Source organism: Winogradskyella psychrotolerans, assembly GCF_018860565.1.
Classification (GTDB): Bacteria; Bacteroidota; Bacteroidia; order Flavobacteriales; family Flavobacteriaceae; genus Winogradskyella; species Winogradskyella damuponensis.
Genome location: NZ_JAHKPS010000001.1, coordinates 220,882 through 234,085 on the forward strand (window position 1 = coordinate 220,882; position 13,204 = coordinate 234,085).

A 13,204-nucleotide genomic window follows, 5' to 3' on the forward strand; every position below is an offset into this window, starting at 1 on the left:
TTATACAGATGAATTGTTATTTGGGTTAAAAACTTATGAGTTACTTTTTAAATTTAGAAAAGTAATTACAAAAGTCCACGAGCTTTAATTTCTAAATACTTATTAATAGTATTAATTGTTAAATTCTCGGGAGTCGTTAAAATAGACTGTATGCCGTGTTTTTGAAGCTCTTTGACCATCAATCGTTTTTCAAAAGCAAATTTTTCGGCTATGGTTTTATGATAAATGGTTTGTAAATCTTCTGCATTTTCATTTAAGATTGTATCTAATTCTGTATTTTCAAATAAGACAACAACAAGCATGTGCTTTTTAGAAATGGCCTGCAAGTAGGGCATTTGACGCTTTAAACCACTAATGTGTTCAAAATTGGTGTAGAGTAGAAGCAGACTACGATGGGTAACTTTTCGTTTTAATTGAGCATAAAGTAAACCAAAATCGCTATCGGTAAATTGTGTGTCAATATTATATAGGGTTTCTAAAATACGGTTGAGGTATGTTAGTTTTTGAATGGCAGGTAAAAAGGTTTCAATCTTTTTTGAGAATGAAATCATACCTACTTTATCATGCTTTTTTAAAGCGACATTACTAAAGGCCAAGGTTGAATTAATGGCATAATCTAATAGTTTTAAGCCATTAAAAGGCATTTTCATTATTCTACCAGTATCAATGATAGAGTAAATAGGTTGTGATTTTTCGTCTTGAAACTGATTTACCATCAACTGTGCGCGTTTTGCCGTGGCTTTCCAGTTTACGGTTCTAAAATCGTCGCCTTGGACATAGTCTTTTATTTGTTCAAATTCTGAAGTATTACCAATACGTCTAATTTTTTTTAAGCCAATTTCGGTTAGTGCGTTACTTATGGCTAGAAAATCGTACTTCTGCATTTGAATAATGGATGGATAAACCATTACCATTTGCTGATTTTGAAATTTATATTTTCGTTTTATAATTTTTAAAACAGATGATACAAATATATTGAGGTGGCCAAAGTAATATTCACCTCTATCTACAGGTCTTGCTAAATATTCAAAATTGTGATTCTGAGTTGGATTTAAAGAGGTTTGGTAAGAGAAATCACGTTTTTGGAATTGTATAGGTAACTCGTCAATAACGTCTAAATGGATTTTAAAGCCATAATTATTGGTTATTGTAATTGGAATAGGGTTGTTGTCACTATTCGAAAATTTATCGGGTAAAATTCGCCTTGCATTTAAAGCGTTTTTTGGTTGATAGAGTAGTAGTATATCAATTAATAATAATACAATAATGCAAATAGTTAATATCCAGGCTACAGCGTATAAAACAGGGATCCAATACGATAACAGAAAGCATACCGATGCCAGAGCTATATAAATATAGAGCTGTTTGTGTATGTATAATGATTTTAAAAATTTCATATTTGCTTACTGCTTACTACTTACTACTTACTGCTTACTACTTACTGCTAACTGCTTACTGCTTACTGAGACTATCGTGGCACTTCAACCGATTGTACAATCATTTCAATTACGTTTTCAGTAGTCATGCCTTCCATTTCGCGTTCTGGCGTTAAGATAATACGATGGTTAAGTACAGGGTTTAACGATTTTTTTACATCTTCTGGAATCACAAAATCACGTCCGTTTATGGCTGCAAAAGCTTTGGCTGTATTTAAAATAGCGATCGAAGATCTTGGCGAACCACCAAGATATAAATGTGGATGATTTCTAGTTTTAGAAACAATCTCTGCGATATATTTAATGATTTTTTCTTCAACAAGAATTTCTTGTGTTTTGCTTTTGTAATCTTCTAATGAAGCGACATCTAAAATGGCATTAATTCTTGTTTGTGGTTTCTCGCCTTTGCGTTCGTGATGTGAGGCAATAATTTTAATTTCATCTTCTAAAGACGGATAATCTACTTTGATTTTAAAAATAAAACGGTCTAATTGTGCTTCTGGTAATGCATAAGTTCCTTCTTGTTCAATAGGGTTTTGAGTTGCTAAAACCATAAAAGGATTCTCAAATTTATAGGTCGTGCCATCAATTGTAGCTTGACGTTCTTCCATGGTTTCAAATAATGCAGCTTGCGTTTTGGCAGGAGCTCTGTTGATTTCGTCAATAAGAACGATATTTGAAAAAATGGGCCCATTTTTAAATTCAAATTCCGAAGTTTTCATATTTAAAATAGAGGTTCCCAAAACATCACTTGGCATTAAATCGGGTGTGAATTGAATTCGGCTAAATTCTGTTTTTAATACTTTTGCAAATAATTTTGCTGTTACGGTTTTAGCAATACCAGGAACACCTTCTATAAGAACGTGACCATCTGCCAATAATGCCACAATAAGTAGTTCTACAAAATGATCTTGCCCAATAATAACTTTTCGCAATTCGGCTTTAATACTTTCTACAGCATTTTTTAAACCTTCTAATTGTATTCTATTATCAAAATTTAAGTCGTCGTTTACTATGTCGGTATCTTCCATTGATTATGGGATTTAAATTGTTCTATTAAGCTATTTAGCCTTTCTAATTCGATATTACTTATTTCTGTTTTTTGATCTAAACTTCTAATAAGTTTAAATAAAGTCTGTGTGTCTTCAAGTGTATTATTACTTCTTGCAGCTAAGTTTTTTAAAAAACTAGTGTTTATGTCTGCAGTTGATAAGTGCATTGTATTTCTAATATACTCTAAAAAATGATGAATTTTATGTTGCGCAATATCTTTATGCTTTCCGTTTTCGTAATACATATTGGCAATCGTTTTGGTAAAGTCTACAGTCTGATTTTTTAAAGGTTTTATAATTGGGATGGCACGTTGTTTTCGTTTGCCTTCGAAAATAATATAGATTAATGCTCCAATTAATACCAGATAATACGCCCATTTTAAAGATTTAGTATTTAAAAATAAATACATTGGGGAAGTGTAAAATGTCTTTCCTGTCTTGTAATAGGTGTCTACATAAATTGGCTTATTGGTATCTATATATGATAAAAGTCCTGCGGTATAATTTTGATTAGGGGATTGTAATATAAAGTAATTAGTAAAAGCCTGAGGAAATGTGTTTAGTATAATTTCACCTTTACCAAAGGGCTGTTTTATACTGCTGATTAAAGAATCTTTAATTGGTTTGTTTGCACCTCTGTATTTATCAATTAATCCAATAACTGAAGTTTTTAGAGTGTCAATTTTATTAAAATAATAGAATGTTGTTGCTTTTTCGTACTTATAGGACGTATTATTAGCTAACAAAGGATTTACTAGTTTTACTTGATATTTGTTATTAAAATTGTCAATAATATTTACGGCTTTAGTATCTAGGTTTAAAGTATCTAGTAATTTATGTTCAAAACCAACGGCAGAAACCATTAGTGTGTTTCCTTTGCTTACCCAATCTAATAAACTATTTAATTCTTCGTTTCCAAAGTTAATACCTCCATTATAAAACAGATAAGTTCCATTAATAGTGTTGTTTTTTAAGTATTCAAAAGGCGGTCTGTCTATAATATTAACAGTATCGGCAACACGTTTTAACTGCTCATTAAATACATAAGAGCCAAAAGGGATTTTATGATGTGTAGCATAAGACGGAAACCAATTGAGTTGTTTAGGTTTGGTCATTTCTATTACAACAATTGATAAAATTGCGAAAGCCACAAGTACGATATATAGTTTTCCTTTTTTACTCAAGGTGCTGTAATTGTTTTATTTAAATTTTCGAAAGGCAATTTTAAAGTTTCAAACTTTATAGCATCGACATTAAACTCTCCGTACCAGACATAATCATAAATTCTAGTGATATTTTTAAAATCGATTTTTAAATGATCTTTTTCAATTTCATTGATGTAATCTTCATTTGTTTTTTGTGGCTGCCATAAAATATGATCGCTTTCAGTTAATTGTTTTAAAGAAAGTAGGTAGTAATACCGAATAGCCAATCTGTAATTTTTTTGCTGAATAGCATCTTTTATCAAAGCATTAATATCTTCATTTTTAATGATTTGTTCTTCTTCAGTAAACGATATTGATGCTTCTTTTTTTGCTTTGGTTATTAGGTTGTTTGAATTAACTTTTAGGAAAAACCGAATTAATAAAAAGATTAAAACGCCTAATAATATATAGGGTAAAATTCGAAACATAAAGTAAAGAAATCCTGTGGCAGTGCCAATACCAAAAATAGATTCCCAAAACTTAATAAGGAAGTTTCTTAGCCATCGTTTTGCTTTATCAAAAAAGTTTTCTTCGGCTACAACTTCGGTATAATTAAAATCGTCATCGGCTTTATACGTTTCTAAGTCTTTTTCGGAAATGTGTTGTTTTTCTATTATGGAATCATCGTATAATATAGGTTGCTCATTTTGTTGCGCAAAAGAAAATTGCCCAATACAAAAACAAATAAGAAACCATCTATATATAAGCATTTAGTCTTCTATTTTTCCAATTTCACTAATACGATCATAAGTTCCAGTAAAATTTGTTTTTTCATGAAGATGAAAATATATAATAGCTCCACCAACTATTAAAATAATGTTTAAAAAGAATTGAAAGAATGTGTTAAGCACATTGAAGAAAATGAGAATAGGATCCTGAGAAAAAGAACTCATATTAGCGGGATCAATTTCGCCAGAAAAAATACCAGTACTAATTAGAGTATAAATAACTGTAGGAATAGAAAAGACCATACCAAGAACATAATAAATTATACCTAAAATAAGGAATGCTCCAAAAGCGGTCCAGAAATCTATATTTACTAATTTAAAACTCTGACTATATGCATCTGATGTAGAACGCTTAGGTTCAAAAACATAAATACTAAAGACAATTGCCATAGGAATCATTGCGTAGAGTACAGGGAGAAAGCAAAGTAAAGCAGCTATAAATAAGGTAATACCTTTTAAAAAGCTTAACCCTAAAAAGGACCAAAACGACTTGTGTACATTGGTTTTTACCTCTGTAGGGTCAACAAGCCCTTTGTTATCTACATAAGACTTTATATAAAAAAGAACAGAAGCTACAGTAAGTATATAGGCTGCAATTGCAGAAATTAAGTAAAAAAAGGCTGTTGTTATTATAACAAAAACACTTGAAGAGTTAAAACTAGGCTCACCAAAAGAGCTAAAGTTAAGGATATCTCCAGAGACATAATTGTAAGCTGCAAGTGCAATCATAAAAACAACAATAGCAGGACCTGCAATATTGACAACTGTTTTTATAAAAGGTTTAAATTCGTTTCTAATAAATCCAAAAGTATCACTTAAAATACTACTAAAATCGCGTTGTTTTCTAAATTCAATGTATGGTTTGTTCATTATTTAATTGGTTTGGGAAAGTGTTAATGTTGTTGTATTTTTTTGTTCAATATTTAATTTAGACTTCTTGTGTAATTTAATGGGGTAAATTACGTAGTAAAATAAGATTAGAGCAAGTGAACTCGAAATAATTAATATAGCGAGCCAATCTGGCATTTCGGTATGTCTGGTAACAAAACCTTCTAAAAAACCAGCGATTATAAAAAACGGTATAGTACTCATAAGAATTTTTAAGCCATTAATAACGCCACGCTTAAAGGATTCTAATCTAGGGAGTGTCCCTGTAAATAACATGCCATTTCCCATAACAAGACCAGCGCAGCCAGCGACAATAATAACAGATATTTCAATAGTACCGTGAATCCAAATGGTACGCGCAGATTCCCATAATAAGCCTTGCTCGTAAAAAAAGTATTGAAAACCACCTAGCATAATGCCGTTCTGCATCATAAAATATAAGGAACCAATACCTAGTAAAATACCATAGCCAAAAGCAAATAAAGCTACTTTTATGTTGTTTAAAGTAATACCTAAAAACATATTAAACTCACCTTGCTCTTTATATACAGCCATTGGGTCACCTTTTTCTATATTCTCTAATGTCATATTTACATAAGCATCGTTAAGTCCAAAAGACCTTACGAAATCGGCATCAGTAGCCGTAGAGTATGCACCAATAAAAACAAAAAAAGCAAAGGTTAAAAAGGTAATAAATAGTTCGCGATGATGTTGATAGAACATCGTTGGGAACTCCGTTTTAAAAAAGCCAATGAGTCTATTTTTAGGTTCTTTTTTAGTTTTATAAATACGTTGATGAGCTTTAGATGCGAGCTGATTAAGGCAGTGTTCTGTGTTGCTATTAGAATAAAATGTTTTTGCGTAACTTAAATGATCGGTAACTTCTATATATAGATCAGAAAGTAAATCGGGATCGATTTGAGTATTATTAGTTAGAATATTTTCAAATTCTAACCATTTATCTTTATTTTGCTTTACAAAAGCTGCCTCGCGCATTATAATCCCTTTTTAGACTTCCAAAGAAAAGAAAATATGGATGAATTTCAAATAGAAACAGCCCAAAATGTAGGGATAAATCAAAATGTTGCTAGTATTGGTGATAGAATGTTTGGTTACCTTATAGATAGTGCTGTAATTCTTCTTTATTCTATATCTGCAATATTACTTTTAACCACTTTAAATTTGGATCCAGGTGATACTTGGGCTATTTATTTATTGGTGTCTTTACCTGCATTTTTGTATTATGTTTTGCTAGAAACTTTTTTTGATGGAAAAACTATAGGGAAAATGTTAATGAAGACTAGGGTTGTAAAATTAGATGGTTCTAAACCGAGTTTTGCGAATTACTTTGTAAGATGGATTTTACGTATTGTAGATGTGGCTTTGACCTCTGGTGGTGGTGCAGTAGTAACCATTTTATTAAAAGGCAATGGACAGCGCATTGGTGATATTGCTGCAGGTACAACTGTAATTAGTGAAAAAGAAAAATTGACCATTGAAGATACACTTATTAAAGATATTCCGTTAGATTATGTTCCTGTATATAGCCAAGTAACGGTGTTAAGTGATAGTGACATGCAAACTATTAAAAATTTATATGATGATGCCATTAGAAATGGAAACCATAATATCATCGTAAATTTACACCATCGCCTTTTAAAAGTGATGGCAATAGAGACAACAGAGAAGCCAATAGATTTTGTAGCTAAAGTAATAAAGGATTATAACTATTATACTCAAAACATGTAAGCAGAGAACCACTTTTTCTTTTTCAGAAAAAGTGAGTGAATCGCTTATCCCAAACTCGTTTTGGAATCTCAGAGAACCACTTTTTCTTTTTCAGAAAAAGTGAGTGAATCGCTTATCTCAAACTCGTTTTGGGATCTCAGAGAACCACTTTTTCTTTTTCAGAAAAAGTGAGTGAATCGCTTAACTTAAACTTAGGACTGTCTTTAAGGTTTTTAACCATGAATTTTAAATTAGATTCCTACCTTCGCACGTGACAACAATGTAAATATAATCACCCTATGTTTTTTCAATTTACAGATATATTAGGAACCATAGCTTTTGCCATTTCTGGCGCATTAATAGCTATGAACAAACGTATGGATCCGTTTGGCGTACTCATAATTGCTTTTGTTACAGCAGTTGGCGGTGGTACATTACGTGATGTTATGATTGGCATTGAACCTGTCTCATGGATGCGAAATATGACTTTTGTGTATGTTATTATTGGTTCTGCTGCATTTGCTGTTGTTTTTAGAAAACGCATCAGTTACCTTAGAAAATCACTTTTTTTATTCGATACTATTGGTATTGCACTTTATACTGTTGTTGGTGTAGAAACTGGACTTGTGGCAGGATTACATCCTCTTATTTGTATTGCAATGGGAACCATGACGGCATGTTTTGGAGGTGTGTTAAGAGATATTTTATGTAATGAAATTCCTGTAGTTTTTAGAAAAGAAATTTATGCAACAGCTTGTATCTTGGGAGGCTTAACTTATTTTTTACTGCTTCAGTTTTTTGAGGACAGAAACTATTTATTCGTTATTGCAGGTTTGGTAGTTATTATTGTACGATTAATTGCCGTGCGCTATAAAATTAGTTTACCTACTTTGTATAAGAAAGACGAAGATATACTCTAATTTTTAGACCTTGTTATAGCTAGTTTTATCTTTTTGGGTCTTTCCCCAAGCAACAACATTAATACCTTTAGAATATTGAACTTTGTTTGGTTCGTTTTTTAGAAGATTTTTAAACCTTTGGTAATTGAAGTCAATTGCAGTGATGTTAATGTGATGAATTGGCCATTCTAAATGGTGAATTTCAAACGCATTTATAGCTTGTTTTGTATCTTGAAAAAGGGCGTATCTTTCCGTTAACCATCGGTCTAACTCTGATTTTGTTTTAAGCGGTTCTCCAATTGAGAATCTAACATCCAATTTGTCATTAAAGGCAGCATTATATGATTGGTATTGGTTTGCTGTTCTCTTAATTTTTGAATAACGATATGGAAGTTCAGAAATTGCTTTAGCAATTTTACAAGAGAATCGTTTTCCTCCTTCAATACTTAAAAAATAGACACCGGTTTTAGATCCCGATTTTACATAAGTTCTAATATTAATTTCATCAAAATCTGAAACTGTGGAGAGCGATGGAAAGTATTTAGGTCTGATTTTTTCCATAGTGAATGCTACCACGGAAACCCAAGGTTTGCTCTCAAAAAGGTCAATTTCTAATTCTTTTGGTACAAATTTTTTGAGTTCCTTTAATTCAACTTCCCAATGAAGAAATATGGCATTATTCCACTCTTGATAGAATTTCCAATTTTCAGTAGGTATTTTCCAAGGTCTGTGCTCAGTGGTTTTTAATAGGTCTTGGATTTTCATTTTTTGAGTTGAATACTTAGTTTTTGTTAGAATAGGTTTTTAACACCATTAGCTTTATGGCTTTCTCAGAATCTTTTAAGATTATAATTTTATAATGCTTCCATTCTATAATTATACCCTTATCTTCAGCATTATTTAGCGACGTAAAAGACACCATTTTCTGTGCTTCGCCTTCTGATAACAACATATGATATGAGTTAAAGGCATCGGTTTGGTTGCCATTTATATCCTCAGACCATTCTCCAATATAATCCTTAAATAGAATTTCAAGGTTACCAATTACAGCAGTTTGACCTAAATCTATAAACATTGGTTTTTCAAAGTCTAATTTTGTAACAACTAACGCTACGTCGTCTTTAGCCATTTTTAAATCAAAAGAATAGTTTTGATATGCTTTTGGATAGTTTGTTTTTTTACGATCACTAAACGCATCATAACACCATAGGAAAGTAGCGTATTTAGTATTGTTTTCAAATACGTTTAATTCTAGCTGAATTTTGGGTGAGTCGTTATTTATTAATGTTGATTGAATGAATAGATTTGAAGGTTCTATAACTAATTCTTCAAATTGAATACTAGGATTTTTTCCTGTTTTTAAAGGTATTGTAATCGAATCGTTAGTCATGTTATTTTCTGATTGTGTATATCCCGTGTATGGCATACATACAAGTAATAAAATCCATATGTTAAATGTGAGAGCCTTCATAGTTAGGTGTGATTTATCATTAATAAAGGCTATCAAATTTGAATGCTAACATATAATAAAGTAGGCCTATTGTTGTCAATAAATGAAGTCCAAATCCAATAGTATTTAAGACTTTGACGTAGATTTTATTAAAAGAACCGAAAATAGCGTAAAGGGCAAATAGTAAAATACAAGCTTCTAAACCAATGACCACTATTTCTCTAAATTCAAAGTGATGCGCTTTTATATTCGGAATAGTGGTGGTCCAAAAAACAAATATACCGATTACCATAACCATATTTAAATACGGAATTATTAATGTTGATTTCCTCTTTTTGTAAGCGACGATAATGGCTGCTAAATGGCAAATCAAGATAATAATTAGCGTTGTATTAATATATGTGTCATTCATAAGTGGTTGTAAGTGAGTTTGTGGCGTGTTTAAGTACCTAATTTAGCAAATAAAAACCGAATAGACACGAGTGAAGCGAACTGTGCGTAGCAAAAATTAAGAAGGATTTTCAGTAGTAGGCGAGAACAAGTAATTATTTATAGCCATTGTTAGGTAACGTTTTTATTCCATTATTTTTTTAATTGTAAAATCTTTTTTTGTATTTCTTCCATTCAAATAAGCTTTCCAAGTTTGAGGTACTTCGTAGTTAGGTATTACACCTCGTCCTTTTATTTTTGGTTCTACATTAATTTGAAAATGAACAGTCGGGATTTTTGCCTCAATTTTTGAATTTGGCAATTTCACATATTCTGAATACCCGCTAACATTTCCTTCGTAAGTTCCACCAGTTTCTTCTCCGATGAATATTCCTCTGTCAGTCATTTTTATCAAGCTGGCAAATTCTGCACCGCCCGAAAATGTTCTGCCACTTATCAAAACGTATAGTTTTCCATTGTAAATCAGTTCTTTTTGTGGTTTTTTATATCCTAAATCGGAATAGTAATCGCTGAACAAGGTAAAATTTCCTCTCTTGGCAAAGATGTTTTGAAATGTCCATTTGTCTTCAATATAACCTTGTTTACTTTTGTTTTTTTGATAGGGTTTTGGAAGCATTGTTACTTGTTTGTATTTCTGAACGACTTTGTTAGATAAGTAGCTAAAAAGTAAATTTTCATTGCCTTCTGTTCCTCCTCCATTGGCTTGAATATCAATAATTAGGTGCTTTATGTTCAGGGAATCTATTTTTTTGAAGTTTTTTTGATAAAACTCTTCGTAATCTAGGTTGTCATCGCCAAAACTTGGAATGCTTAAGTATGCAATCGAATCGTTAATTTGCTCAAATGCAAAGTCGTTATAATCAAAGTCTTTCGATTTGAATTTTGCATTTTTGGTCTTGAATTTTGTAAACCGGATGGCGGGAACAGTCAATGTTTGAATTTTATCATTTCCGAACTCTTGAATATGAAGTTCAAATTTTTTCTCTTTGCCGTAAACCAATCTGTAAAGTAAAGAGAAATTCAAGCCTCCAATCCATTCGTGTTTAGAGGTTTCATTAAAACCGTCTGTTGGGATTAAAGGGTAAAGTCTTTCAAGAATATCGGTTATTTTTCTACCGTTAACGGAAACTATTTTAACGCCTTTTTCAAGGTGTGTAATATTGCTTCCATAATGTTGTGTAACAATCAAGTTTCCATCACATAATTTAACCGTTAATGGTATAAAGGATTTTGAGAGTCCAAGTTTTATCATTGACCATTTTGGAAGCTCAATTGATGTATGTCCTTCGTTGGTTAATCCAATAACATACCTTAACTTTTCGTAGAACTCTAATTTTGTTTGACGTTTTTTTAATGTGTTTCGTATACTGTCAATTTTCGCATTTGTTTCATTTTTTCCGACATATTCATAAAGTCCCTGATGTTGTAATTTTAGTTCTGTGATTAAATAATCAAAATCTTCAACGAATTTTTTATGTGAATTAGAATCATCTGTTGATTGAGCAAAAATTGAATTTGATATTATAAAAAAGAGAAGAGAAAGGGCTAATATTCTTTTCATTTGGTTTTAATTTTTTCCAAATGTAATGCAGTCATAATATTAGTACTTGTATAATATTGGCAATTATAGTTTTGCAATAATGCTTTGTTGGTATTTTTTAGGTGAAATTCCTACAAAACGCTTAAACGTTTTGGAAAAATGTGCCAAGTCTGTAAAGTTGAATTGATACGCTAATGTTGTAAGTTCTGTATTTGAATTAATTAACATTTTACTTGAAAAAACTTTTTTCATCAATATGTAATTAATTGGCGTCATACCTGTAGCTGCTTTGAATTTTTTAGCAAATCCATATTTATTAATATTCGCAATTTTCGATAGTTCATTTAGACTAAACTTTTCGCAAATGTGTTTTTCAATGTAGTTATTAATTTGCTTAAAACTATTTAGATTTAATTCAGAATATTCTTTATCGTTTTCTTGCGAGTGCGATTTAATGGTATTAATAAATTGATGTAGATTAAATTCAATATTTTCAGTTTCTTGTTTATCAATAGCATTTTTAAGTTCTACAAACAATTTGTTGGCGTTTTTACTATTTATTTTTCTGTTTATAAATTTAATATTTTTTCCATTTAGTATGTCTTTCATCAATTGATTAGGAATGTATATTGTATCAAATTTCAATTGAGTTGTTTTGTCAAATAGTGGATTAGAATGTATTTCGTAAGGGTTCGTTATTGAAATAGAACCAGCTTCACTAAAAAGGCTTTGGTGTTCAAAATCAATTTGTTCAATTCCTGAATGTATTAGCGAAATGCAAAACGTTTCGTGAAAGTGCTTTGGAAATTCAGTAGTTTGGTTTTCAATAGTGATATATTCTAAATCATCTAAAATCATTCTTGTTTTCTCAATGTTTTTTCAAATGTTGTCTAACTCACGTGTTTGTATTATGGCTAGTGACGTGTTTAAGTACCTAATTTAGCAAATAAAAACCGAATAGACACGAGTGAAGCGAACTGTGCGTAGTAAAAATTAAGAAGGATTTTTAGCAGTAGGCGAGAACAAGTAATTATTTATAGCCATTGTTGTGCTTTCGTTATTTTTCTTTTAGTTCAGTATTTATAAGTTCAATAATCTCCAATCCCTCTTCAATTAGTCCATCGATTTTATTTTTTAGATTGTAGGCATATGACAATTCACGGTCAATTATTTTTCTAAATTCTACAGACCTAAAAGCAACCATCATTTCTTCGCTATCATATTTAGAAATATATTCTGGGTTAGAGGAATTATATGGTCGTAAGCCTGTAGTAAACTTTGTAATATCGCTTTTATAAGTTTTCACATTACTGTCATCCGCATCCAATCCCCAATAATAATTTTTTACTTTAATTTTAATTGAATCTTTTGAAACTAATTGGAAATTACCTGTACTTAATAGTTCATTATAAGTATTTCTGCTTAATATTCCCAATCCATTTGTAATCATACCACCTTTAGTCACGGTATTTAAAAAAGCGATAGTATCTTTAATTTCAATATTTTCCTCGCTATATTTTTTAGCAGATAATAGTCCTTCAATTTTATTTGGTAACCTGTTTTTTATGTAAAAGTCCAAAATGTAATTATTATTTTGAATTTCTTTTTTAATATCCTTTAAATATTTGTATTCACTCTTTTTGTCAATCCGACCTTGATTCCAACTATTAATGGATAAAGCAATTAAAATTCCGATAACAACAAGAATAATTTCTCCAATGGCATAAATTAGGTACTTACTGAATTTATTTTCAGAGATTAAATTTTGTCTAATTTTTCTAAAGAATTTTATCATTGGTTAGCGGTTTGTGTATTATACTGAAATAGG

Annotated in this window: 14 protein-coding genes; 2 read left to right on the forward strand and 12 right to left on the reverse strand. The window is 30.8% G+C overall.

The annotated features are described in order from the left end of the window. Positions 1-65 precede the first annotated feature (65 nt). The 6 genes from KO504_RS01065 to KO504_RS01090 all read right to left on the reverse strand — a co-directional run bounded on the left by KO504_RS01065 (position 66) and on the right by KO504_RS01090 (position 6,305). Entirely contained in the window at positions 66-1,397 is a 1,332-nt protein-coding gene (locus tag KO504_RS01065; protein WP_215924479.1) for a DUF58 domain-containing protein, read from the reverse strand. Positions 1,398-1,468: 71 nt separating this feature from the next. After that, on the reverse strand, positions 1,469-2,467 hold the full coding sequence (locus KO504_RS01070; protein ID WP_215924480.1) for an AAA family ATPase: 999 nt from the start codon (positions 2,465-2,467) through the stop codon (positions 1,469-1,471). Next, positions 2,449-3,672, reverse strand: coding sequence for a DUF4350 domain-containing protein (locus KO504_RS01075; RefSeq protein ID WP_215924481.1), 1,224 nt, complete (start codon positions 3,670-3,672; stop codon positions 2,449-2,451). Before KO504_RS01075 ends, KO504_RS01070 begins: the two co-directional genes overlap by 19 nt. Next, on the reverse strand, positions 3,669-4,403 hold the full coding sequence (locus KO504_RS01080) for a DUF4129 domain-containing protein (RefSeq protein ID WP_215924482.1): 735 nt from the start codon (positions 4,401-4,403) through the stop codon (positions 3,669-3,671). Before KO504_RS01080 ends, KO504_RS01075 begins: the two co-directional genes overlap by 4 nt. Beyond that, positions 4,404-5,291, reverse strand: coding sequence for a hypothetical protein (locus tag KO504_RS01085; protein ID WP_215924483.1), 888 nt, complete (start codon positions 5,289-5,291; stop codon positions 4,404-4,406). A 3-nt stretch (positions 5,292-5,294) separates the two neighbouring features. Continuing rightward, a complete protein-coding gene (locus tag KO504_RS01090) occupies positions 5,295-6,305 on the reverse strand; it encodes a stage II sporulation protein M (RefSeq protein ID WP_215924484.1) in 1,011 nt (336 codons plus the stop codon). 36 nt (positions 6,306-6,341) lie between these two features. On the opposite strand from KO504_RS01090, the gene KO504_RS01095 reads away from it, so the two are divergent. Together KO504_RS01095 and KO504_RS01100 are read left to right on the forward strand one after the other, a co-directional pair. After that, positions 6,342-7,058 carry an RDD family protein gene (locus KO504_RS01095; protein ID WP_215924485.1) on the forward strand — a complete coding sequence of 239 codons (717 nt, stop codon included), beginning with the start codon at positions 6,342-6,344 and terminating at the stop codon, positions 7,056-7,058. A gap of 278 nt (positions 7,059-7,336) precedes the next feature. Then, entirely contained in the window at positions 7,337-7,957 is a 621-nt protein-coding gene (locus KO504_RS01100) for a trimeric intracellular cation channel family protein (RefSeq protein ID WP_215924486.1), read from the forward strand. 3 nt (positions 7,958-7,960) lie between these two features. Here KO504_RS01100 and KO504_RS01105 read toward each other — a convergent pair whose 3' ends face one another. From KO504_RS01105 to KO504_RS01130, 6 genes are all read right to left on the reverse strand, one after another. Continuing rightward, complete coding sequence (locus KO504_RS01105) at positions 7,961-8,701, reverse strand: YqjF family protein (protein ID WP_215924487.1); 741 nt, start codon at positions 8,699-8,701, stop codon at positions 7,961-7,963. Between the two features lie 16 nt (positions 8,702-8,717). Next, positions 8,718-9,407, reverse strand: coding sequence for a hypothetical protein (locus KO504_RS01110; RefSeq protein WP_215924488.1), 690 nt, complete (start codon positions 9,405-9,407; stop codon positions 8,718-8,720). A gap of 19 nt (positions 9,408-9,426) precedes the next feature. Beyond that, positions 9,427-9,798 carry a hypothetical protein gene (locus KO504_RS01115; RefSeq protein ID WP_215924489.1) on the reverse strand — a complete coding sequence of 124 codons (372 nt, stop codon included), beginning with the start codon at positions 9,796-9,798 and terminating at the stop codon, positions 9,427-9,429. 162 nt (positions 9,799-9,960) lie between these two features. Then, positions 9,961-11,397, reverse strand: coding sequence for a S41 family peptidase (locus tag KO504_RS01120; protein WP_215924490.1), 1,437 nt, complete (start codon positions 11,395-11,397; stop codon positions 9,961-9,963). Positions 11,398-11,460: 63 nt separating this feature from the next. Then, positions 11,461-12,234 (reverse strand): AraC family transcriptional regulator, encoded by a 774-nt coding sequence (locus KO504_RS01125; protein WP_215924491.1) that lies wholly within the window; start codon positions 12,232-12,234, stop codon positions 11,461-11,463. A gap of 199 nt (positions 12,235-12,433) precedes the next feature. Further along, complete coding sequence (locus KO504_RS01130; protein WP_215924492.1) at positions 12,434-13,171, reverse strand: DUF6090 family protein; 738 nt, start codon at positions 13,169-13,171, stop codon at positions 12,434-12,436. Positions 13,172-13,204 lie beyond the last annotated feature (33 nt).